20 protein-coding genes and 1 pseudogene are annotated in these 24037 nt (G+C 41.9%); 6 read left to right on the top strand and 15 right to left on the bottom strand.

The window, feature by feature from the left end:
- Positions 1 to 8 precede the first annotated feature (8 nt).
- The 4 genes from celB to AC6CHS_RS08520 all read right to left on the bottom strand — a co-directional run bounded on the left by celB (position 9) and on the right by AC6CHS_RS08520 (position 5304).
- The gene (gene celB / locus AC6CHS_RS08535; protein ID WP_498235597.1) at positions 9 to 1337 is read right to left on the bottom strand and encodes a PTS cellobiose transporter subunit IIC; all 1329 of its coding nucleotides are present in this window, start codon (positions 1335 to 1337) and stop codon (positions 9 to 11) included.
- Positions 1338 to 1349: 12 nt separating this feature from the next.
- The gene (locus AC6CHS_RS08530) at positions 1350 to 1655 is read right to left on the bottom strand and encodes a PTS sugar transporter subunit IIB (RefSeq protein WP_498235596.1); all 306 of its coding nucleotides are present in this window, start codon (positions 1653 to 1655) and stop codon (positions 1350 to 1352) included.
- A gap of 270 nt (positions 1656 to 1925) precedes the next feature.
- The gene (locus AC6CHS_RS08525; RefSeq protein WP_498235595.1) at positions 1926 to 3497 is read right to left on the bottom strand and encodes an FMN-binding glutamate synthase family protein; all 1572 of its coding nucleotides are present in this window, start codon (positions 3495 to 3497) and stop codon (positions 1926 to 1928) included.
- Positions 3498 to 3588: 91 nt separating this feature from the next.
- Positions 3589 to 5304, bottom strand: a complete 1716-nt coding sequence (locus AC6CHS_RS08520) for a pyruvate oxidase (protein ID WP_498235594.1) — start codon at positions 5302 to 5304, stop codon at positions 3589 to 3591.
- 230 nt (positions 5305 to 5534) lie between these two features.
- Between AC6CHS_RS08520 and AC6CHS_RS08515 the strand changes: the two genes are divergently transcribed.
- From AC6CHS_RS08515 to AC6CHS_RS08495, 5 genes and pseudogenes are all read left to right on the top strand, one after another.
- Positions 5535 to 5870: a PadR family transcriptional regulator gene (locus tag AC6CHS_RS08515; protein WP_498235593.1), complete on the top strand. Its 336-nt coding sequence runs from the start codon at positions 5535 to 5537 to the stop codon at positions 5868 to 5870.
- Between the two features lie 5 nt (positions 5871 to 5875).
- A complete protein-coding gene (locus AC6CHS_RS08510) occupies positions 5876 to 6229 on the top strand; it encodes a DUF1048 domain-containing protein (protein ID WP_498235592.1) in 354 nt (117 codons plus the stop codon).
- Positions 6226 to 6552: a DUF1048 domain-containing protein gene (locus AC6CHS_RS08505; protein WP_498235591.1), complete on the top strand. Its 327-nt coding sequence runs from the start codon at positions 6226 to 6228 to the stop codon at positions 6550 to 6552. Before AC6CHS_RS08510 ends, AC6CHS_RS08505 begins: the two co-directional genes overlap by 4 nt.
- A gap of 252 nt (positions 6553 to 6804) precedes the next feature.
- Positions 6805 to 7565, top strand: a pseudogene (locus AC6CHS_RS08500) (ABC transporter ATP-binding protein).
- Positions 7566 to 8315 carry an ABC transporter permease gene (locus tag AC6CHS_RS08495; protein WP_498235590.1) on the top strand — a complete coding sequence of 250 codons (750 nt, stop codon included), beginning with the start codon at positions 7566 to 7568 and terminating at the stop codon, positions 8313 to 8315.
- Between the two features lie 641 nt (positions 8316 to 8956).
- Here the strand turns inward: AC6CHS_RS08495 and AC6CHS_RS08490 are convergent.
- The 6 genes from AC6CHS_RS08490 to AC6CHS_RS08465 form a co-directional block, all read right to left on the bottom strand.
- Complete coding sequence (locus AC6CHS_RS08490; protein WP_498235589.1) at positions 8957 to 9778, bottom strand: carbohydrate ABC transporter permease; 822 nt, start codon at positions 9776 to 9778, stop codon at positions 8957 to 8959.
- Positions 9779 to 9791: 13 nt separating this feature from the next.
- Positions 9792 to 11117 (bottom strand): carbohydrate ABC transporter permease, encoded by a 1326-nt coding sequence (locus tag AC6CHS_RS08485; protein ID WP_498235588.1) that lies wholly within the window; start codon positions 11115 to 11117, stop codon positions 9792 to 9794.
- A 76-nt stretch (positions 11118 to 11193) separates the two neighbouring features.
- Positions 11194 to 12522, bottom strand: coding sequence for an ABC transporter substrate-binding protein (locus tag AC6CHS_RS08480; RefSeq protein WP_498235587.1), 1329 nt, complete (start codon positions 12520 to 12522; stop codon positions 11194 to 11196).
- 174 nt (positions 12523 to 12696) lie between these two features.
- Entirely contained in the window at positions 12697 to 13443 is a 747-nt protein-coding gene (locus AC6CHS_RS08475) for an SDR family oxidoreductase (RefSeq protein WP_498235586.1), read from the bottom strand.
- 13 nt (positions 13444 to 13456) lie between these two features.
- Entirely contained in the window at positions 13457 to 14440 is a 984-nt protein-coding gene (locus tag AC6CHS_RS08470; RefSeq protein WP_498235691.1) for a LacI family DNA-binding transcriptional regulator, read from the bottom strand.
- 457 nt (positions 14441 to 14897) lie between these two features.
- Positions 14898 to 15845 (bottom strand): acetylxylan esterase, encoded by a 948-nt coding sequence (locus AC6CHS_RS08465; protein WP_498235585.1) that lies wholly within the window; start codon positions 15843 to 15845, stop codon positions 14898 to 14900.
- A gap of 375 nt (positions 15846 to 16220) precedes the next feature.
- On the opposite strand from AC6CHS_RS08465, the gene AC6CHS_RS08460 reads away from it, so the two are divergent.
- Positions 16221 to 16625, top strand: a complete 405-nt coding sequence (locus tag AC6CHS_RS08460) for a secondary thiamine-phosphate synthase enzyme YjbQ (RefSeq protein WP_498235584.1) — start codon at positions 16221 to 16223, stop codon at positions 16623 to 16625.
- Between the two features lie 68 nt (positions 16626 to 16693).
- On the opposite strand, the gene AC6CHS_RS08455 is transcribed toward AC6CHS_RS08460, so the two are convergent.
- The 5 genes from AC6CHS_RS08455 to AC6CHS_RS08435 all read right to left on the bottom strand — a co-directional run bounded on the left by AC6CHS_RS08455 (position 16694) and on the right by AC6CHS_RS08435 (position 23930).
- Positions 16694 to 17728 (bottom strand): Gfo/Idh/MocA family protein, encoded by a 1035-nt coding sequence (locus AC6CHS_RS08455; protein WP_498235583.1) that lies wholly within the window; start codon positions 17726 to 17728, stop codon positions 16694 to 16696.
- Between the two features lie 118 nt (positions 17729 to 17846).
- Entirely contained in the window at positions 17847 to 18869 is a 1023-nt protein-coding gene (locus tag AC6CHS_RS08450; protein WP_498235582.1) for a Gfo/Idh/MocA family protein, read from the bottom strand.
- 15 nt (positions 18870 to 18884) lie between these two features.
- Positions 18885 to 19604 carry a ThuA domain-containing protein gene (locus AC6CHS_RS08445; protein ID WP_498235581.1) on the bottom strand — a complete coding sequence of 240 codons (720 nt, stop codon included), beginning with the start codon at positions 19602 to 19604 and terminating at the stop codon, positions 18885 to 18887.
- A gap of 55 nt (positions 19605 to 19659) precedes the next feature.
- On the bottom strand, positions 19660 to 20409 hold the full coding sequence (locus AC6CHS_RS08440; protein ID WP_498235580.1) for a sugar phosphate isomerase/epimerase family protein: 750 nt from the start codon (positions 20407 to 20409) through the stop codon (positions 19660 to 19662).
- Between the two features lie 188 nt (positions 20410 to 20597).
- Positions 20598 to 23930, bottom strand: coding sequence for a GH36-type glycosyl hydrolase domain-containing protein (locus tag AC6CHS_RS08435; protein ID WP_498235579.1), 3333 nt, complete (start codon positions 23928 to 23930; stop codon positions 20598 to 20600).
- Positions 23931 to 24037: the final 107 nt, after the last annotated feature.

Below are 24037 nucleotides of genomic sequence, written 5' to 3'. Positions count from 1 at the left end.
AAATCCTCCTAGTTCGTTTCCTCTGCCGCTTTTTCTTCTTTTACTTTCATCGTGTCCCAAATCTTGAAAAATGGTAGATAGATGAGTAACCCGATGAAAATATTAACCAGTTGCAGAATCGAACCCGCTAGACTTCCCGTTGCTAAATACCCTCCTATAACCGGTGGAGTCGTCCATGGCACTGCAATACCAATTGGTTTTGGAACGAGGCCAGTTGACATCGCAATATAGGTTGTAAGAACAATAACAAGTGGTGTTAGCAAAAACGGAATGATTAACAATGGATTTAACACAATTGGCATACCGAAAATAATCGGTTCATTTATATTAAAAACTCCAGGACCTACGGATAACCTGCCAAGCTGCTTCATCTGTTTACTTTTCGCCCAGAACAAAATCGCAATAACGAGCGCAAAAGTCGCACCAGATCCACCCATAAAGACGAAAATATCAAAGAATTGTTTAGTAAAGATGTTCGGTAAATCGGCTGCAGCCATCCCCTCCTGGAAAGCGATACGGTTTTCATCCATTTTTGATAACCAAATCGGATCCATCACGCCACCAACAATGGATGCTCCGTGAAGGCCTGCAACCCATAAGAGGATAATTAGTGTAACCGCCACCAAAGAACCCGTTAAACTTCCGCCTACTGCACTGAGCGGGGTATAAAGTAAATCACCAACAATGTTATGAATGCTTTCAAATGGTGTTGCCTCAATAATTAAACGAACAATCCATACAATAGCAATTACAGCAAACCCTGGAACAAGTGCTACAAACGATTTGGCCACTGATGGCGGAACTCCTGCTGGCATCTTAATGGTCAAATTTTTGCTAACGACCCAGCGATAAACTTCCGTGGACAGTATCCCAATAAGTAATGCTACGAATAGCCCTTGACTCCCCATAAGCGCTGCGGGGATTACACCGCCCACTTCATATGCAGTGTCAGATCCCTCTGGTGTAAACATGGTTGTATAAGGAGTGGCGAGTAGAAAAGCTGCTAAGGAGATAGCACCTGCTGTTAACCCGTCCAATTTATATTTCAAAGCTAAGTTGTAAGCAACACCAATTGAAGCAACAAGTGCCATAATGTCAAAAGTCGCAGAAACCGGGTAGCCTAATTTGTCCTTCCACGCGTCGCCAAATATATTAGCCATAAACCCTTCATACCCAGGAATTGGAATGAACATCAAAATTAAAAAGAAAGAACCAATAATAACTAAAGGCATGGTAAGGATGATACCATCTCTTAGTGATTGCAAATGTCGTTGGCCAGCAATTCTCCCTGCAACAGGCATGAACTTTTCTTCTAAAAATTTCGTAAACCGATTCATGTCGACTCCCCCTTATTTTTCCTTTAACTTTAAGGCATATTTGACGACGTTTGCTCCGTTCATCATTCCATAATCAACGGATGGAATGACATCAATTGGAATATTGTTTTCTTTTGCAACAGGCGTTAACTGGTTTAACATATAACGAACTTGTGGACCTAATAGTAAAACATCTGCTTCCTCAATATGACTTCCTACCTCATCAGCACTTACAGCCAAAATTTTCCCCTCTATTCCTTGTTTGGTAGCATACTCTTCCATTTTGGTTACTAATAGACTAGTAGACATCCCTGCAGCACAGCATAATAAAATATTCATCAATACTCCCCCTAAAATAGAATGAATTCCAAACAACGTGATATAGAAACGCTTGTATTGATGTCATTATATTTTGTAAGCGGTAACATTATGCTTTAATTAATTTTATAGATTGAGAGACAGGAGTTCATTGCTTCCCACTATAATGGTTATAGGGAAGTAACTCGCGTTTTCAAGAAAAAATAGTAGATATGTAGAATTACTTCAAAAAAGAGACATTTCATTGACCACAAAAAAAGCACCAGTTTTTCACCAGTGCTTTAATCGTTTCTATTTCGCCTCTACACTACTCCAATTAGAAAACGCTCTAAATTGAGATTGATAGACGATATGATCTTTTGTGAATTTGGTTGGACTGTCAAGGCCTGCAATGGCTGCCAACTCAAACAATCCTTGCCTTAAGGTAACTAAATAATTACATACCCGATATTTCTTCTCTTCTATAACCAATGCTTCCTGCAGCTTTTTATCTGTTGTTGCCACCCCAACGGGACATGTATTCTTATGGCAAACTTGCGACATAATGCACCCCGTACTAATCATAAACCCTCTTGCAATATTGACCAGGTCTGCACCTAAGCATAATGCCATTGCAATTTTATCAGGGGTGAGCAACTTCCCTGAGGCAATAATATTAGTCCTGTGACGAATCTCAAATGCTTCCAGGCATTCATGTACTAAGGGAATGGCAGTAAAAGCAGGTAAGCCAACTGAATAGGCAAGCTCGTAGTAAGACGCGCCTGTTCCACCCTCTCCTCCGTCTACAGTGATAAAGTCTGGTACAATATCATTTTCTTTCATAGCTTTAACTAGTTTCTCAACTTCTGCTTCATTACCTGCCACAATCTTGAGACCGACAGGCTTACCTCCGGATTCACGGAGTTCTTGCAGAAACTGTAACAATTCCTCCGCTGTGTTAATACCAGGAAACCTGTTTGGACTGTCGATGTCTTTTCCTTCTTCTACATTTCGTACTTCCGCAATCTCCTTGGTGACCTTCTTCCCATCAACATGGCCGCCTCGCGTTTTAGCTCCTTGTGCGAGTTTTAGTTCAAAGGCTTTTACTTGGGGTGTTTGCGCCTTTTTCTTAAATTCCTCAAACGAAAAATTCCCATCGTCATCTCGCACCCCAAACAAACCAGGACTTATTTGCATGATGATATCTACACTCCCTTTTAAATGATAGGGAGATAAACTTCCTTCCCCTGTGTTCATCCACGTGCCGCCTGCCATTCCTAACCCTTTTGAAAGGGCAGTAATTGCATTTTCACCAAGCGAGCCATAGCTCATCGCTGATTGTCCGATGATTCCTTTTAAGTAAAAAGGCTCCTTAACCGTGTCTTCACCTAAAATTACCCGCTCTTCATCAGGTAGAAACGCCGGCTGGATTTGCGTTTCTTTTCGTTTTTCCTTTCTACTAAACAGGTTTTCTTCTTTCACCTCATAGATATGTGTCGTAATGATAGGTTTATTCTCTACCTTTAACTCCCTATCTGTTGCGGGAAACATACTGTTAACCAGGTAATAGTCGTTCTCTTTAAAATCTTTCTCTGCGCCATACCCCAATAAGCTTGATTGGTATTTCCCTGCTTTATTCACATATTCGAATTGTTTTCTATTAAATGGCTTTCCTTCTCTATCGTTGTTAAATAAGTATTGTCTTAACTCAGGTCCCATCTTTTCAAGGATATACCGCATTTTGCCTAAAAGCGGATAATTTTGTAACACAGAATGCTCCTCTTGTTTTCTATCATGCACATAAAGCCTAATGATTAGGAAGACAGGGACAATAATTACAATCGCTAAGAGGCTTATTAAGATAATCGCAAAAACATCATCCATTTTCTACTACTCTCCTTTATATAAGACATCCAGCTATTGTAAGCAAACGATCTAATCCCCTCTGATCAGGAATTAGATCGTTGATTTTAGCTTAAAATAGTCGTTTTAACACGGTTTTTAATGGTGGCATGTCAAAGTTTCCTTCACCTTCCATGAGCTTTTTCCACATATGCTTGGAATAAGATCTTGCTTGATTCCATTCGATTTTGCCTGGTAATGGAGCACGTTCTTTTATATCCACATCAATAATAGTTGGTTTATTATTCGCTTTTGTGGCCTCTAGTGCCGCTTGCAACTCTTCTTGTGTGGTAACTTTATAGCCTGCTCCACCACTGATTTTGGCAAATTCCGCATAGTTCATGCCTTGCAAGTCTGTTTGATACGGAATGTTGCCCATTTGTTCTTGTTCATATTTGATCATACCGATTTTTTCATTGTTGAAGACAAGGATATTAATTGGCAATTGGTACTTAACGGCTGTAAGGAAGTCCTGCATCCCCATGGAAAATCCACCATCGCCACAAATTGCCCATACTTGTTTTTCCGGGTTGGTTAATTTTGCTGAAATGGCACCTGGTAAACCACAGCCCATTGTCGCTAGCCAGCTTGAGATAACGAAGTCCTGGTTGGTCATACGGAAAAATCCTGCGAACCATGACGTGACATTTCCTACGTCAACGGAAAGAATCGCATCGTCTTCCACAAAACGATTTAGTTCATGCATGACTTGTGGACCTTGTAAGGCTTCTCCTTCTTTTGCCTCTGCAATCTTATCTAAATGCTCCCACCAGTTCGCCATGTTTTTTTGACATGCTTCTAAGAAAGAACGATTTTTCTTATAAGTTAGCTGCTCATTAAACCGAGCTAATATTTCTTCCGAAGAACCGACAAGCCCTACCTCTGTCGGATACCATTTTCCTATTTTCGCAGGATCAATATCGATTTGAATTGCCGAGATATCATCAGGCAAGAAATCACGATAAGGGAAACCTGTTCCGATTAAGATAAGCAAGTCTGTTTCTTCCATTGCTTCATAAGATGGTTTAGTTCCTATTTGTCCTAAATTCCCTAAGTTATAAGGATGCTCATCCGGGAGGACTCCCTTACCACGTAGAGAGACGACAACAGGGGCTGCGATTTTTTGTGCAAATTCTTCTAGTTGTTCCCGAGCAGAAAGCGCTCCTTTACCAGCAAGGATGACAGGCTTTTCCGCTTGCTGTAACAGTTTAGCAGCCTGCGCAACGTCCTCCTTATCAGGGAATAGTCGATAATTGCTTTGAACGGTTGAACGCAGCTTATCTTTTTTAACAGATTCTTTAAAAACATCATCCGGAATCGTTAAGACAGCCACTCCATTATGTGTAGTCGCTTCTTTAAAGGCCTGTTTAAGTAATGGTTGCACGAGCTCACCAGAAGTTACGCGTTTGTTAAACACCGCGACATCATCAAACATCCGCTCCAGATTTACTTCTTGAAAATTGTCTGTTCCGATTAGATCGTGGGAAACTTGCCCTGTAATGACAACTAAAGGTGCGCCATCTTCCCTTGCATCATACATTCCGTTCAATAAATGGACAGCTCCAGGCCCGCCGATTGATAAACAAACGCCAACGTGATTCGTCAACTTGGCTTCTGCCGAGGCAGCAAGCGCACCGACCTCTTCATGTCGAACCTGGATAAACCGGATGTCATCTTCTGCTTTACGCAATCCTTCAATTAAATTATTTACAGAATCACCAGGATATCCGTATACATGCTTAATATTCCAATCTTTTAAAATATCAATAACCGCTTCCGATGCTTTCATTGATAGACTCTCCTTCTATACTGCTTATTGTTGTTAATGGCTATATAATCTCTACCCTTTCACAGGTGAATAAAACCTTACTTAGTTACTTGAAAAAACGTCGGTCGAAAAATTGGGTTGACAAATCAAGCTATTCTGTAATACTATATACCAGTAATAAGTATTACAGAGTACTAACACGTAAGACATAAATGAGCAAAAAAGTATCGAAACACAAAAGAGGGATGAAATTGGAAAATATTACAGAAATGCTAAAAGGAGTGCTCGAGGGTTGTGTGCTTGAGCTTATAAGTCGCGGGGAAACGTACGGCTATGAAATCACCCAGCACTTGCGAGATCTAGGCTTTACAGATGTTGTGGAAGGCACGGTATATACGATTACAATAAGGCTCGAAAAAAATAATCTAGTGAACATTGAGAAAAAAAAGTCCACTGTTGGGCCGCCGAGAAAGTTTTACACCCTTACCGAAGCAGGCCGCGAGCAGCTTGATCTCTTTTGGGAAAAGTGGGGTTTTGTCACAAACAAACTTGAAGAACTTAAAACGAAAGAAATGAAAAGGAGATGACTAAAATGAACTTCTTTGAAAAAATAACCGGCAGTGATATGACTAAAGAAATGAAAAATTTTGAAACACGAGCTAAACTCCTACCAGTTGAATATCAAACTGCTTGGGAAGAGATCAAAAATAATCTCTGGGTTCACAGTGATTTTACCGGACGGAACCTAATGCCGATTCTAGACAGCGCCCTTGAACTACTTGAAGTGACAGCAGCAGATGGCCAAACCGTCGAAGAAGTACTAGGTAATGATATTAAAGGCTTCTGCGCAGCACTTGTTGGAGACGACGGGGGAAAAACATACAGAGATAAGTGGCGTGACCAACTCAACCAAAACGTATTAAGAAAATTAGGAGGGCTTAAATGAGTATCAAAAAAATAATCGAAGGTAAAAAAGAATGGAGAGCCCATGTTTCGCGTGTCAAATCACTTCCCCAAGATTACCAGATCGTCTATAAAGAGATCCAAAAATATCTTTTTAAAGTCGGTCCCGTTGAGCTGGGTGAAGGTATTGGATTGCTATCTGAAATTCTCGCCTTCTTTGATGAAGGGGTAGCTGCAGGCAAGGGTGTGCTTGAAGTTACAGGAACAGATGTTGCTGCATTCTGTGATGCGCTAATTGAAGACTCCAAAACATACGCGGATCTCTATCAAGAGTCGGTCAAGCAAAAAATTGATAAAAAGAAGTAATTAAATTGAGTCTCATAAGCCGTTGGAAAAGTGTACATTCAATAGATCATTAAGGCTGGGTAGTTGGTTATAAATTCGAGTTGTTAACCTTCATTATTCAGTTTTATTTTTAGACCAGTAGTCAGTATTACTGCATACCAGTAACACTAAGTAGATAGATAGTAGCAATCTAACTCTATATGCTATGTCTACAGGTTATAGGCAATGTTCCGAATCACTGGTTTGCTAGCCATTTTATAAGGAGGAAGATAAATGAGCACTACTGCGATTTCAGTAAAGGGCCTTAAAAAGTCCTTTAAAGACAAAGAAGTGTTAAAAGGATTAAATTTTGTAGTACAAAAAGGAGAAATTTTTGCTTTGTTAGGATCAAATGGAGCGGGTAAGACAACAGCCGTGAACATCCTATCAACACTGCTAAATCCGGATGCCGGTCAAGTAAATATTAGCGGGTTTGACGTTCAAAGACAAGCCGATCATGTTCGCCAAAGCATCAGCCTAACAGGACAGTTTGCGGCATTAGATGGCATGCAAACCGGGCGGGAAAATCTGGTGATGATTGCCAAGTTGCGGGGAGTTTCCAAGCCAACTCAAATCGCTAACGAACTACTTGCAAGATTAACCTAACTGATGCGGCCAACCAGCGTGCAGATAAGTATTCAGGGGGAATGAAGCGTAGGCTTGATATCGCTATGAGCCTAATTGGGAAGCCTGAGGTGATTTTTCTCGATGAACCAACCACAGGACTTGACCCTGAGGCACGGATTGAGGTATGGAATACCGTCAAGGAGCTTGCCAACGGGGGTACGACCATCTTATTGACAACTCAGTACCTTGAGGAAGCTGAACAATTAGCGGATCGTATCGCGATTCTGCATGGCGGAAAAATCATTAAGACTGGAACCCTTGCCGAGCTTAAGGAGATGTTTCCACCAGCAAAAGTGGAATATTTCGAGAAGCAACCAACATTGGAAGAAATCTTCCTCGCCATAATCGGCAAAAAGGAGGAGATTTAAATGAACAGGAAAACAGGGGTGTTACTAGGGCGTTTAATGCGTACCATCATGCGTAGCCCAGATACAATTATCACAGTGGCAATTACACCAATTATGATGATGTTGTTGTTTGTCTACGTGTTTGGCGGAGCGATAGAGACAGGAACCGAAAATTATGTTAATTACCTGTTACCGGGAATCTTGCTGATCACGATCGCATCAGGTGTCGCTTATACTTCTTTGCGTTTATTTACTGATGTACAGAGCGGGTTGATGGCACGTTTCTTTACCATGCCAATAAAGCGCTCTTCGATCTTGTGGTCACACGTATTAACTTCAGTTGCTTCCAACGCGCTTACTGTCTTGGTAGTTATACTTGTCGCACTCTTAATGGGCTTTCGTTCGAACGCTAACATTATTGAATGGCTCATAGTTATTGGGATAATCGGACTGTTTACATTGGCTTTGACATGGCTGGCAGTCATTCCTGGATTAACCGCAAAGTCTATGGAAGGGGCAAGTGCATTTTCGTACCCACTCATTTTTCTACCGTTTATCAGCTCAGCTTTCGTTCCAACGGAATCCATGCCTAAAATGATTCGTATATTTGCTGAAAACCAGCCAGTGACTTCAATTGTGAATGCTATCCGCACTCTTTTGTATGATGGCACTATCAGTAATGATATCTGGATTGCGCTTGTCTGGTGTGTCGGTATTATGACCATCGCTTACTTCTTCGCCGGTAAAGTATTCAAGCGTAAGTTAATATAATTCGAAGAGAGTGTAATCTGGATAAAACCGAAGTTCTGTTAGTAGCAAGGAAATGATAATTTGTTGAAAGCCTAATCCTTATTTTTGGAAGGACTAGGCTTTCAAACTTCTGCTACACACCGAAACTGAACGAGGTACACAATTTAGAACATCCACTGGCAACATGGCCTCCTTACACTCCATCCTTAACAATTTGTCTCCTCGCCCTTTACCATTTTGCCGCTTTGATCATCAATATAAACCGTGCCAAACTCACAAGCTGCATCAATTTCCCACTCCACTTTCTACTCCCCAAAACTGTGACTCACAGCGTTTATTTTAACTTCTTCACTACCTCGTGTATGATTTTCTAAAACAATAGATACAGCCTCATCTTCTGATATCTTAGGACTATCACAGCTAGTGAAGATTAAAAGTATAAAAGCAATTATGATCATAAAGGTTGATTTTCACACTTTATAATCCCCCTCTTTATGCTAATTTCAATATTACTTCTTTAGCCCGCCTTCCTCCTATCTGTATAGATCACTTTAAAGTTGTCTTTAGCTGCTCATTCTTAACTTCCAATATATACTTCTTATTCCATTTACATAAAAAGGGTAGCACGCCATAACCAGTGAGCTACCCTTCTTGAAAAATACCTACTCCTTCATCGACCCTGAAGTCAATCCTGACACAATTCTCCGTTGGAAGAGCAGCACCAATATTACAATCGGAATCGTCACAATTACCGTTGCTGCGGAAATATCGCCCCATGGTACAGAATATTGACTCTGGTACATGGAAATCCCTACTGGAACGGTGCGCCATACATCATCACTGTTAATCGTCAGGGAGAAGAGATACTCATTCCATGCTGCGATAAACACGAGGATTCCTGTCGTGAAGACTCCTGGCGCTGCCAAAGGAAAGATAATTTTCCGGAATGTTTGGAAGGGACTTGCTCCATCCAATTTAGCAGATTCCTCTAACTCGAATGGAATCTTTTTAAAGAAGGTTGCCAGTATCCAGATCGATAATGGAAGACTGATTGTAATATAAGGAATTACTAATCCTAGATAGCTGTTTCGCAGACCCAAATCTGTTACTAAATTAAAGATTGGGGAGATAATCGCGATCTGGGGAAACATGGATGCGGCGAGAACTATTCCAAGTATGAGACCCTTCCCCTTTATTGGTAGTCTTGTCACAGCGTATGCCGTAAAAGCTGCGAAAGCTAGTGATACAATAGTTGTTAGACCAGAAACGACAAAGCTATTTAGCATATACCTTAATAATGGGCGATTTGTCAAAGCTGCATCATAGGAATCCAAGGTCGGCGATGTAGTAAACCATCGGAAGGATGAAAAAATCTCTCCGACAGGTTTAATGGAGGTTAAAAAGACCCAGATAAACGGAAACATGACGAGAAAGACAAAGGCTGTCAAAAAGATATAAAATCCGATTCCTGCTTTTTTATTCATCTGTTTCCCCTCCTCATTTTGTACGACCTGCAAATAGATCGGATCCGATTAATTTTACAAATAGAAAACTAATGAGCGCTACACATAGGAAAACGATAACGGAAAGAACCGAACCTTCTCCAAAATTCTGCTGCGCAAAGAGTGTTTTATAGGCATAAACCGAGATAGACTCAGTCGCATTCGCCGGTCCACCACCTGTTAGCACATAAATTAAGTCAAATACCCGGAAGGCATCCAAACTTCTGAATAATAGTGCCACGAGAATAGAAGATTTCAAGAGTGGTAGGGTAATGCTCCAAAATTGCTGCCATTTATTCGCTCCATCCACGTTTGAGGCTTCATAGAGCGGTGTTGGTATGGTTTGGAGCCCTGCCAGAAGCAGCAAAGCCATATACGGCGTTGTTTTCCACACATCTGCTAGGATGATAGAGAACATTCCTCCATCTGCAGTGGATAACAACCACGATGCACCTGGAATAAGGTTAAATACCTCCATGTAGTGGGCCACAATCCCGGATTGCCCATCATATAAAAAGCCCCACATCATGGCAGCTACTGCTGTCGGTATCGCCCAAGGGATTAATACAGATGCTCGGACAAGTCCTCTCCCTTTAAAGGCTCGGTTGATTAACAGCGCTACTGCAAGCCCGATTACAAGCTCAAGCGCTACGGTTACGACGGTAAAAAATGCCGTATTACCTAAAGCTCCCCACATTCTCGAGTCTTTCAAGTATTTACCGTAATTCGCTAGTCCAATAAAGTTTGATTCTAAAATATTTTCCGATGTAGCACCTAGTAAATCAGCAGTCTGTGTGATCGTTGACGCTACTTCTTCATTCGGCGCCTGCTCTGCGGCAGTCATTAACTCTTTCTGTGCATTGGTTAAAGCTTCCCTGTACTCCGATGCAAAATCATTATCCAAATCGGCATATTTGAGCTCATTGTCTCTGACAGGGGTATAGCTTGCTAACATTTCATCAATCTTTTTGACCTTTTGCTTCATTTCTTCATCCTGAATCAATTCCGCATGAAATCCTTCAATATCTTCTTGTATCGCTGTCGCTGTGGCAGCTAATTCTTCATTCTCACTGCCCAACGTTTCCAGCTGGCCTTCAATATAAAAATGATTATCGACATAGCGTTCTAAATCAATTGTGGCTCCTAACATCAATTGTGACCTTGTGGGGTCGTTTAGCCTGTAATCAAACAAGCTGTTATAAAAGGATTGTGCAACCGGCCATAGTACAACTGCAATAACTAATAGAAGTGATGGAAGCACCATGGCATAACCGAGCTGTTTCTCATTAAGTTGAAAGCCACGCCGATTGTTTTTTTTCATCCTGATCCTCCTTGCTCATGTTTGCTTAATAGAAAAGCAAGATGGGCAACTTGCTCCTCATCTTGCTTTATTCAGGTTACTCCGCCATGGCGGCTTCCATTTTCTCCTGCATGTTTGCAGCTGCATCTGCTGCAGACTGTTCACCTGTCAACGCTTTTGATAATTCAATTTGCATAATGTCAGAAATTTCCGGATAAATTGGGGATACTGGACGCGGTACTGCTGTTTGCAATACTTCTCTAAATTCCGGATTAGCGAATAATGAACTAACTCCTTGAACCTCTGGGTCGTCATACAATTCAACTAATGTAGGAGCACGTCCCCCTTCAACAGCTGAGATTTTTTGCCCCTCTGGACCAGAAATAAACTTCACAAATTCCCATGCTGCCTCTGGATGCTCTGAATAACGGTTAATCATCGTCATCCAACCACCAAGCGCTGCAGCACTTCCTTCATCACCGGCTGGAAGCATTGCCATTTCCACATTACCTACAATTGCGGAACGTTCTTCGTCATTGGATGAAGCCATCATATACGGCCAGTTTCTTGCAAATACCGCTTTCCCTTCTATCCAAGCATTCTCTGTTTCGGTTTCCATGAAGTTAAGAATGTTATCAGGTACAAAATCTGAGCCAACTACTTCCTGCATTTTTTCGATTGCTTTCACTGTCTCTGGGCTATCCACTACGACATTATTATTTTCATCCACGACCTGCCCACCATAGGACGCAATATATTCAATTGCATTTGTAATTAATCCTTCATATTGAGCAGATTGCATAAGATAACCAAACTCTGTTCCTTCTTGCCCTTGAAGTTCTTTTGCCTGGCTAATTAGTTCATCCCATGTTTCAGGTGGTTCTTCTACAATGTCTGTACGATAATAGAATACCCCTGCATCTGTATATTGCGGCATCGCCCATTGTCTGCCATTAAATTTCCCTGCGGCAACTGTGCCTGGGAAATAAGACTCCAAATCTATGCCATCCTTTTCTATGAAACGATCCAGCTCTAATGCATAATTCGCTTGGGCAAATTCTGCTGGCCAGATTACATCCGCGTTAAAAACATCAATTTCTGTACTTTGCGAACTGAATGCGGTTACATACTGGTCATGAGATTGACCAGTGTCTGCTGGCATCTCCCGTTGTTCCACTTTAATATTAGGATGAGCCTCTTCAAATGCTTTAATGACAGCATCTGTTGCTGGTGACGTATCCACACCACGTGCATACACGATTGTAACCTGTTCATCTTCTGTTGCTTCCTCTGTGTTTTCACCAGTATCTGTGCTGTCTTCTCCATCAGTGTTTGATGTTTCTTCTCCTTCACTATTACATGCTGCTAAAAATACTGCCAACGAGATAACCAATAATGACCAAATGACATAACGTTTGAACTTCATCTTTTAACCCCCTTGGAATGGTAAACATCTTCCATAAATGAAAACGTTTACATTTGACTTTATAATATACACTGCCGCCCATTCTGTCAACCTGTTTTTCGAATTTTTAGTGAATTAATTTTGTATGGATTAGAGAATTAATTAGTCATCAACACATACCAACTAAAGAAAGAATTAGTTACGGAAGAAGCCTCCCTCCGAATTTATCACCTGGCCTGTAATCCATGCTGCTTCATCGCTCGCAAGAAAGGCAATCAATCTTGCAGCATCGTCTGGCAGTCCAATTCGCTTTGTCGCAAATTTTGGTGCTAAATCCTCTTTTAGCTCCTCTGACATCCAGCCAGTATCTGTCGGACCAGGATTAACGGCATTCACTGTAATGCCAAGATTTCCGATCTCCGCTGACAAAGAAAGGGTAAACGCAGAGATGGCTCCTTTTGTTGCTACATATGCCAGTTCTTCCAGCATGGGACCCTGCGCTTGGCCTGAAGTCATATTAATAATTCTTCCAGCTTGCATTTGCTTTTTCTCAAATCTGCGGGCAAATTCGACACATAACAAAGATACTGAACGGATATTTACCGCATAGTGAGCATCCAGCGTCTTAGCATCCAGCCGCTGGTAGCCATCTCGTGTGGAATAAGCTGCATTATTCACTAAAATACATGGAAAATCGAGCGCCTCCTCTGCTGCGTTTAGAACCTTTATTGCCGCATCAGAATTTGCCAAATCAATCGATGCTGCTTCACACCGTACGTCATATTGCGTGATCTCTGCTTTAAAATGTGTCTCCCATTTTTCAGAGGCTTGCCAATGTGTAAAAAATATATCATGCCCAGCTGCAGCCAATCGTTTGCAGGCTGCTGCCCCGATTCCATCTTCATGGCTAACCCCTGTTACCAATGCCGTTCCTTTTTTCATATGATTCTCTCCCTTATGTAGAATCTCGTTTTATAAGCTTATGCTCTAGTACTCTACTATTTACAACAACCCCACTGATTTCATCCATAATCATCTCAGCTGAAATACAACCCATTTCATACATTGGCTGAGCAATCGTTGACAATGTTGGAAACGCCATATCCGAAAACGTAATCTTATCAAAACCAATAATGGCTATATCCTCTGGTACTTTTTTCCCCAATCTATGAATCTCCTTTAATGCCCCAATCGCATAAACATCTGACACCGCAAACACGGCAGAAGGCCGATCGTTGAGCTGTAGGAGCGTCCTGATTGCCTTTTGGCCAGCTCCAAATTGGAGATGGTCTGCATTGTAAACCCACTCATTAAGAATTGGTAATCCGTGTTTCTCCATTGCCTTTTCATAGCCATTCTGTCTTTGTCTGGCATACAAAAAGCGTTCATCAGAATTAATTAGCGCAATTTTTTGGTGACCAGACTCGATTAGATGTGTAACAGCATCATATGCTGCTTGTTCATTATCAATCGTCACATACGGAATAGGGCTCTCTGTGTCATATTCACTGCACTGGACGACTGGGTAGCTCTCTGCCAGCTCCAACAGTTTATTTTTATTTACAGAGGGGTCCATGGATATAATTCCTTCGGCAAGCCTGTTGCGAAGAAGGTTGAAATAAATGGCTTCCCGTTTCGGATTGGAATCCGTCTCACAGAGTAAAATATTGTAGCCTCTTGCAATTGCCGTATCCTCGATCCCATTAATAATTTCTGTGTAAAATGGGTTGGAAATACTCGGAAGCAGTACAAGCAACAGATTGCTTTTTGAGGTTCTTAGATTTCTGCCCAATACACTAGGTGCATAGTTTAACTCGCTAATCGCCCACTCTACCCGCGTCCTTGTTTTCTCCGCTACACGCTTATTCTCATTCACCACTCTGGATACCGTCGCAACCGAGACCCCAGCTAACTTCGCCACATCATGAATCGTCACCATATCCCACACCCATTTCTTTTTGTAAACGTTTTCATTTATCGTAAGTTGAAATCCAAATTGTGTCAATAGGTGAATAGGAGTAGAATGGGATTTTTTTCTTGGTGGGTGGTTGGAATCAGGTTGGTTCTTGGGTGATATTTCTTCACTCTTGGGTGATACTCTCTCATTCTCGGCTGATGTCTCCTCGTTCACAGGTGATGTGTTTTTGCTCTCGGGCGATGCCTCCCCGCTCTCGCTGATACTATCTCACACTCAGGCGATGTTCTCTCATTCTCGGGCGATACTCTCAAGCTATCGGCTGATATCCTTCCGTTCTCGGCTGACTCTCTCACACTCAGGCGATGTTCTCTTGCTCACGGGCGATGCCTCCTCCTTCTCGGCTGATACTCTCTCGCTCTCGGGCGATGCCTCCTCGCTCTCGGCTGATACTCTCTAGCTATCAGCCGAAACACCCTCTTTATAAATATGCTGCAATAAACTCTAACGTTTTATCCGTGTGGCTATTCATACTCATATCATGTCCAGAGAAGGGATAGACTTCGATGTTTTTGGGAGCATGTATCAAATTATACACACCATAGCTCGGCTGAGGTGGGCAAATAATGTCACGTAGACCAATCGCGAATCGTGTCCGGCAAGTTATTTGCTCTACTAGATTGACATGGTCAAAATACGACAGGGTTTCATAAACCTGATCTGTAAGTTGCGGATTCTGCCGCAGGAAGTTCTCGACTATTGTTAAAGAGCCTTCAAATTTCTGCTCCATTGCCAGAGGGATATCACACATGTTTGGCATATCCGCCACGGCAAGCTTAGGGCGATCATCCAATGCAGCCGCTGCAAGCGTGATTCCTCCGCCCATACTACCGCCAATCACACCAATGCGTGCAGCATCTATCTCCTTCCTCGTACAGAGAAAGTCGATTGCTCTGACAGCATCTATATATACATTCCGGTAATAATATTCGTTTTTATCTAATATCCCTTTCGTCACCCAGCTACCAGTTACATCTGAAGAATAAAGCGCAGCATCGCCACTTTCTCCATGACCTCGGCTATCAACCGCCAGCACTGCGTACCCTTGGATCAGCCATTGCATATACTGTGCAACAGATCCTTTATTCACTCCATACCCGTGAAAGAATAGCAGACAAGGCAACTTTCCTTCTGCATTCTTTGGCAATAGGTAGTGGGCGTGAATCGGTGTACCGCCAAAACCCTGATAAACAACATGCTGTACTTTGACTTGTTTAATAGGATATTCTCTTTCTGTTATGGAAGCTGATAAGGGCTGTTTGCTTGATTCTAACAGGGACATGGCCCAGAATGCCTTATGATCAGATCGCTTTGTTGATGTAGGAATGTAGGTTTTCAATTGTTCTACAGTTCTTTGAATATGTTCCATTTTTCTCGCTTCCTTTCATCCTTGTTTCGACAGATAGCCAAAAAATATTACCCGGGAAATAAATAGCGAATTCTGTTTGCAATATTTCCGCGAATCACGGTTTTATTTGTCCCTATTGAACTGCTGACAGCTCTTATTTCTAATCACGCTTCTATATATAAGGTCAATGTTGTTAGAGATAGCATTTGCTCATCTTTTAGCGAATGGTTTGATTAATTCAAAATTCCACCAGCTTAATTCTTTGTTACTGGTATACTTTTAACTTTTTAAACCTACAAAAAAACATCCTTTGCAACAATTTGATAAAACATAGATTTCCATCTGCCTCAAAAGGGTAGTATACTAAAAGCAGGATGTTGCGAGAGGAGAATCGAATTGCAAAAAACGTTTTCAATTAAGACAACACGTCACGCAGATATGCTCGACATTACGAGCAAGTTAGAAGAATGGATTTATGAAACAGGTGTCGAGGAAGGAATCCTCGTCGTTTCCTCCTTGCATACAACAGCGGGAATTACCGTCAATGAAAATGCGGACCCTGATGTAAAAACGGATATGCTTATGCGCCTTGACGAAGTTTATCCATGGGATCATGCTAAGGACCGCCATGCAGAAGGGAACACAGCTGCCCACTTAAAAACAAGTACAGTCGGCCATGCCCAAACGCTGATCGTTGCTGAAGGGAAATTGGTACTTGGTACATGGCAGGGTGTCTATTTTTGCGAATTTGATGGCCCACGCGAAAGAAAATACCAAGTTAAATTAATAGCTGCTGATTAGAAATTTTATGTTTTCCTAATAACGTATTAGAAAAAGCATGGCCACCCAAAAGAGCCATGCTTTCTTTATTATGAGAGACGAACAGAAGTCCCTGTTTCACTACTTTTATAAATGGCTTCAATAATGCGAGAGACTTCAAGTGCCTCTTCTGGTTTTACGACTAGCTCAGCATTCCCTAAACAACTATCGACAAAATTATGGGCCTGCGCGATACCTGCCTCATCTTCATTATGATCAGCTTTCGTTGTCGTTGTCATGAAGGTTCCGTGTTTTGGCTGATAAAATTCCAATGGATAGAGATTGAGACCACCGTCAACGCCAGAAATGCTCAGGTGTCGTGTGTCTTCCTTGATATTTGCGGACCATGAGCACTCTAAAAACAAGGACGCTCCATCTTCAAATGTAATATAGGCTGATACATGGTCATCCACATCAAATGTTTCGGTATCAAATACGCCCCAATCATTTATTTGATTAGGTGTTTTACTAAGACGGTTATATGTTCTGCCACTAACTTCAACAGGTTTTGGACCATCAAGCAACCAAAGGGCTAGGTCAAGCATATGACAGCCATAATCTATTAGACTACCGCCCCCTTGTAATTCCTTGTTTGTGAAGACGCCCCAGCCAGGAACTTTACGACGACGCATTGCTTCCACACGGGTTACAAGTGGATCGCCTACTTCTTGATTAAGTACTGCTTTTTTGGCCACCTGTGCTGGTTCTGTGAACCGGTAATGGTAAGCTATAGCTAATTTTTTTCCTGACTTGCGGGAAGCATCAAGCATGCGCTGGCATTCCTCTGCAGTCATAGCCATCGGTTTTTCACACAATACATGAACTCCGGCTTCAAGTGCAGCTACCGCGATGTCTGCATGAAACTTATTCGGTGTACAGATCGTTACAGCATCCACCAGATCAAACAGATCCGTATAGTTATCAAATACTTGTGTGATGCCAAGCTTTGATGCTACTTCATCTGCCCTTTCTTTATTCACATCCTGTACTGCTGTGATCTCGACTTTCTCTTGCATTTGAAGATATGCGGGGATATGCCTGCCCTGCGCTATCCCGCCTACTCCGATAATTCCCATTTTAAGCATGTATGTTAACCCCTTTATTTAAAAATAAGCAAGCACAAAATTATGGCTAAGAACTGTTCATTGACAAGAATGGTCACGTTCATCTCCAGCCCCCAAAATAGGCGCTAGAGCTTTTAAATTATCCGCAAATTCGCTTTGTTTCAGCTGATTCTAACGCATTCAAAATAACTTCTAGTGATTTCTTTCCATCTTCGCCATCAATTGGTGGTTTTGTGTTTTCCGTAATACTTGTAATAAAGTGATGGATCACTTTTGAGGTCGTCTGTCCACCAGCATCATTTGTTTGGATACCACCAAGCTCATACTTCACAACTTCACCGCTCACATACTGTGCAACTAAGGAGAAGTTCGGGTCATCTTCCAATCGAAGTGTTGCTTTTTCTCCGTAAATAACCGTCGAATTGTCCTCTTTTGCGGAATATGCCCAGCTTGCTGCCAATGTTCCTACAACCCCACTGGCAGATTTTAAGATACAAACGGCATTATCGTCCACATCAGAGCCTTCTTTTGCTGAGCTTTCTACAAATCCCGCAACTTCTGTAAATTCTTCCCCAAGCAAGTAGCGCATAAGGTCAGCTTTATGAACACCTAGATCGCCCATTGCACCGATAAACGCTTTTTCCTTTTGAAAGAACCAGCTATCTTTTCCGTCTACGCTCCATCCTTCTGGTCCACCATGGCCGAAAGCAGTACGGAAGCTGTATATTTTTCCAATCTCGCCTTGCTCAATTAATTCTCTTGCCTTCTGATGTGAAGGTACGAAACGCTGATTATGCGCGATCATGAGCTTCTTCTCGTTTTTGTTAGCTGCATCAATCATTTGCTGCGCTTCCTCACGAGATGTCGCCATTGGCTTTTCACAAAGCACGTGGCATCCTGCTTCCAGAGCCGCGATGGATACTGGTGCGTGTAAATAGTTAGGTAGACATACACTCACAGCATCAACTTCTTCTTCTTTTAACAGTGTTTCATAATTTGTATAAGCAGTTGCTCCGTACTTTTCTGCTGTTGCTTTTGCTCGTTCCTCCACAATATCGCAAACTGCCGTGATTTCGACTCGTGGCTGTAGATCATACTCGATTAAATGGCGATGCTTTGCAATGCTTCCACATCCGATTACTGCTACTCGAACTGCTGTCATGTTATTTTCTCCCCTTTATTTCTTTGTAATTTCCTCTAATGGCTGGTGGTTTCCACGTACAGGCTCCGGTGTATTTGTATTAGCTGCCCATTTCACGCCATTGATAATAACTTTTTGAATTTCCTTATTATGGTAAGTAGGATATGTTTCATGTCCAGGTCGGAAATAGAAGATCTTCCCACGGCCACGCTTAAAGGTTGCTCCACTACGGAATACTTCGCCACCTTCAAACCAACTAATGAATACTAATTCATCTGGTGCTGGAATATCAAAATGCTCTCCATACATTTCTTCTTTTTCTAACTCAATGTATTCCCCAATGCCTTCCGTAATTGGGTGGGTCGGATCTGCTACCCATAGTCTTTCTTTTTCATCCGCTTCTCGCCATTTCAAGTCACAGCCAGTACCCATTAGCTTCTTAAACACTTTGGAAAAGTGAGCTGAATGAAGCACAACTAACCCCATGCCATCAAGAACGCGTTGCTTCACTTTTTCAGCGACCTCTTCGGAAACCTCTTCATGGGCCATATGTCCCCACCAAACTAAGACATCGCTTTCATTTAAGACCTCATCTGTCAATCCATGCTCTGGTTCGTCAAGCGTTGCTGTTTTTGTATCATAACCTGCTTCTTCTAGAAAAGATGCTAGTTGTCCATGGATTCCTTCTGGATAAATCTCGGAAACTTTCTCATTTGTTTTTTCATGGCGATTCTCATTCCAAACCGTTACTTTCATTTTTAAAAACTCTCCTTCTGTCTAAATATAGCGCTTACTTTTTATTTAACTATAATTATATCATTTTCTTTAAAGCTTCTACATTTTTCTTTGCACTAACTAATGGGTCACCTATGAAATGCTCTTGTTCTACTATAAACCACTCCACATTGTGATCAAGCCCTGATTGAATTAATTTATTCATATCTAGTGTGCCTGTGCCTATTTCAGTAGAGATTTTATCTCCATTTTCTACTTTGATGTCTTTTAAATGAAGTGAGATACAACGTGTTTTATAATCACGGATAATCTTGTTCGGATCATGTCCTGCATAGGTTGCCCAAAAGCAATCTAGCTCCATTTTCACCAACTCTGGATCGGTATTTTCAAATAATAGTTCAAATCCAGTCGTTTCTTCTATTCTATCAAACTCAAAAGCATGGTTATGATAGCCAAACTGAAATCCTGCTTCTTTCAGCTCTTTCCCAATTTGATTAAATAATTCTGCTGTTTGTAAGTAGCCCGCTTTATTTTCACGCATGGAGTCGGGCAGGTATGGACAAATGATTAACTGATTCTCAATAGCTTCATGGTAGCGCATAACCTCTTGCAGGTTATTTTGTAGTTGATCGATAGGTACATGCGCCCCAGCTGGTCTGAGCGTTGCTTTATGGAGCGTCTTTTGCACATCTTCTGCTGATGCATCATAAAAACCAGCAAACTGTACGCCTTCATAACCGAGTTCTCCCACATCTGCAAGTAATTTTTGAAAGTTTGCTTCAGCAGAATCCCTTACTGTATAAAGCTGTAATCCGATTTTCCCCATATGATCCTCTCCTTTTCTAATAATTTTAGTTTAACAGATGGTCATCCTGGGTAATAGTATAATACCCTTAAAACCTTCCCTTTTTAAATAATGTAATGAAGAAAACCGGACGATACCAGTATGGATCGCCCGGTTTTCTTTTTTAGATCACGGCTTGTATGGAGTTAACGCACTTTGTATTACACTTCTTACACAAATACTTCAATTGTATTGTCATCCGCTTCAAGTGCTTGGTCTAACTGTTCACGAGGGATGCGTATTCCACCCGCACGGTATGGGTTAATAAGCTCTGTTGCTTCACTAATCGCACCATTAATTAGAACTTGATGCTTCTCAGCATTTAAGTGGTAAACGAACGTTACAGGCTTGCCATTCCATGTATACGTGAAGCGCAGGCCATCCAGACGATCAGGTAGTACAGGATCCAGGATAAGGTCGCCTGCAAATTGACGAACGCCTAATGTATTGGCAATCAGTTGGTTCATGTAGATCCCCGGGCCGCTTGAGTAAATCCGCCAGCCACCTTTCACCTTCACAGAACCGTCTCGTAATTTACCAAATTGCTCCTGTGCTTCATAACGTGTCTTAAAGTCCCCATCTGAACTACTAAAGTAAGCATTGCTCTGACGCAGCTCTGCGTTTGGCACCACGTCTTGGATCGCGATCGGGTTAATCACAGCCAATCCATCCCATGTTTCGTCACCATATCCGAGCTTCGCCATCGCTTCTACATACCGAATATGTGCGTGAACATATTGAAGGCCAATTTCTCGACCAAAGTTGGATGCCTGCTCTGCCCGCTTAAAGTGTGTGCTCACACCACCTTTATAGTTTGCTGGGCGGTTCATTAAGCGAACACCATCTGGGAAGAAAAGATGCTTTTTGATAATGTCATAATGTGATTCTGCCTGTTGTAATGTAAACAACTCACTAATGATACTTTGTTGCATAGGCAGCAGTCGATAATTAATTCCGGTTTTTTCATCGGTAGGGTGCAGCATTCTTTCCACTTCCCCTGGCTCTTCCATGTAAACAAAGCCTGGGATAATGTCTGTTTGCATTAGGAAGTCATTGAAATCACGCTTGATTCCTTCTACCAATTCCTGTGTTTTGTTTGCTGTTTCTTCATCCACATCTTTCAATACATTTGTCATCTTGCGTAAAGCTTCATACGTCAGCGCAACAGTCCAGCTGCTTGCCATGTATTTCTTCAAGTTCTGATTTGCAGGCTGTAGTGTATCGTCCCAATCCCCATCATCATATGCTGACAAATACGTATCATGTAGAAAATGTGTTTTGATGTAATCCATTTCTTTCTTCAAATGATCAAGCAGTGTTGCTTTTTCTTCGGTAAATTCATACGTACTGCGGTCTGTATACGCAATCTTTTCCTTTAAAATTGCTGTATCGCCTGTTGCCTCAATATAATCACATACGACTTTCATCGGCCAGACGATAATATCTCCATGGCTGTCATCTTGTTGAATCTTGTTATATTTATCAAACATAAACCACTGTGGCCAGTTACCCGTATCCTCATATTGGTGCGCAAAGATTGTCTTAATGATATCTCTTACCGTTTCATAGTGCTGGGTTGCCATGAAATACTCGGCAGGTCCTTGGCTGATATCCCTTGTTCCCCAAGCAGCACCCCCGTATTGCTCCAGTCCGTGCGGGACAGAGAAATGTACCAACATATTATGGGTATACCACCATGCAAGGGTATTTACCTTCTCTATTTCTCTTACATCCTGCTTGTTTTTCTGTTCTAAATGGAAGCCTTGCATGACTTCTTTGTAATAGGAACGATAATCTTTAACGACGTCTGTAAACATGTTCGGGGCAGGATGGCGCTTTTCGCCATAAAGATCACCAGATATGGTCATCGTCCACTTAGATGTTGCCTGTAATTCCAGAACCACAAGGGAAGCACTGCCAGGTTCAACATTCTCAGCGAGTACCCTTTCATCTTTTACATCGATTTCGGTCCCCATAACCTGCATGGTATACGTGAGGTCTGGATACGTTTCTTTACTACCTGCTTCCGCACTTGCCGTGAAGGTTAGCATATTGCCGTTAGTAGCAAGCTTGTATGGAACTTCAAATTCGTTGTTTTGCATCGTCGCCTGGTTTGTCACAAGGAAGCGATATGCCTTCCCTTGTTTTGAAGTCACATCAAGTTGAACATCTGCTGCATCAACCATTGTAAAGGTGGTAACCGTCACAACATCATCCTGTAGCTTGTAAATCCAGCGGGCATAGTTAAAGCCAATTTCGAATAAGGAAGGCATTGTTAGCAAACGGAACTCCTCGTCTACCTCTAGATAAATTCGTTGCCCAGAAGTCTTCATTCGATTTAATGGATTTCTAGCATTGGACAGCATTTTATTCATATTCGTATTTCCAATGGAAATTTGCGAATTAAACAATCCGTACATATAGACGTTGGTTGTGATGGTCGTATCTTTGACCACATCATTATGACCACTCATTAAAATATGTCCATGTGGACGCTCAACTGCTAATTCCTTTTGTTGCAATACTACATGCTCATGAGTTGGCGTGAAAAAGGAAAGAAGACCCGCTTCCGTTTTTTCCTCAAGGCGACGTTCAGGATAGTAGGACGTAACTTCTGCTTCTGTCAGTTCCTCAGCAGCCAGTGGCGAACCAATTGTGTTTGCTTTTTGGACTTCCGGAAGTGCTGTACCTTGTCCTGCTTCCTCAAGATTGTCCCACGCTTGTTGTACAAGGCTCTCTGCAACTGCCTCTGTTACTGCCGTTTCATGGTTTTCTTGAAATAGTCCGTAGAAGACAAATTGTTGCTGATCATTTAGTTGTAATTTTTCAGATTGAAGTGCTGTATAAGCAAATTCATATTGATACACTTCGTTTGCCAAACTCTCCTTGTTCAAGACCTCAGGCTGATTTGTTTTGCGATAGCTTTTCCCGAAAAATTGAAATCCGTCTGTCGAGTACCCGACTGTTTTGCCAAGTGCCCCTTGCTGAATATATGGGAAACCACTTTGCATTGGCTGGTTTTGTCTTGTCGCAACCGTGTAGCCATTTTGATTTTCAAATATTTTATGGTCCATGTACTGGGACATATAGGACTCATTAGAGCGGACTGCTCCTTTATCGGCAAGACCTAAGTCTTGTCCGTAAACAAGGTCCACTTCTTTCCCTTCCCCTTCTAACTCTACATTCCAAAACCACATGTTGTCTGTCGCCAATTGGAAGGTGACGGTGTAATCGATCCCAGCAGCCTCTCCCTTCCACTGCATGCCATTCTCTAGCTGGCTAAATGTACTAGTTGATGCCACTCCAAGCAATGGAAATGCTTGTATTTCATTTGTTGTGTGCACTCGTAAGTAGATATTATTTAGAGAGCCATCAATTGGGTTCGCCATAAGCTGATTTATCAGTGTTTCGTTGTGCGTTACTTCGAAAATATCCCCGCTGTTTAGGAACGTAACCTGAAGATCTCCTTTTTGCATGGGGGTGTAGGTATTAGTTAGCTTCATGAAGCATTCTCCTTTTTCTTATGTCTAGTCACTATATGGAATCGCGTTGGAAGAGCCCGATTGTTGGGCGATGTTCTTGCGTTCTCGGCCGATGTACTCTGTCTCCA

The sequence above is a fragment of the Oceanobacillus sp. GQ8 genome (assembly GCF_059758495.1).
The sequence above is the reverse complement of the archived record's forward strand: the minus strand, read 5'-3'. Positions and strand labels throughout refer to the sequence as shown.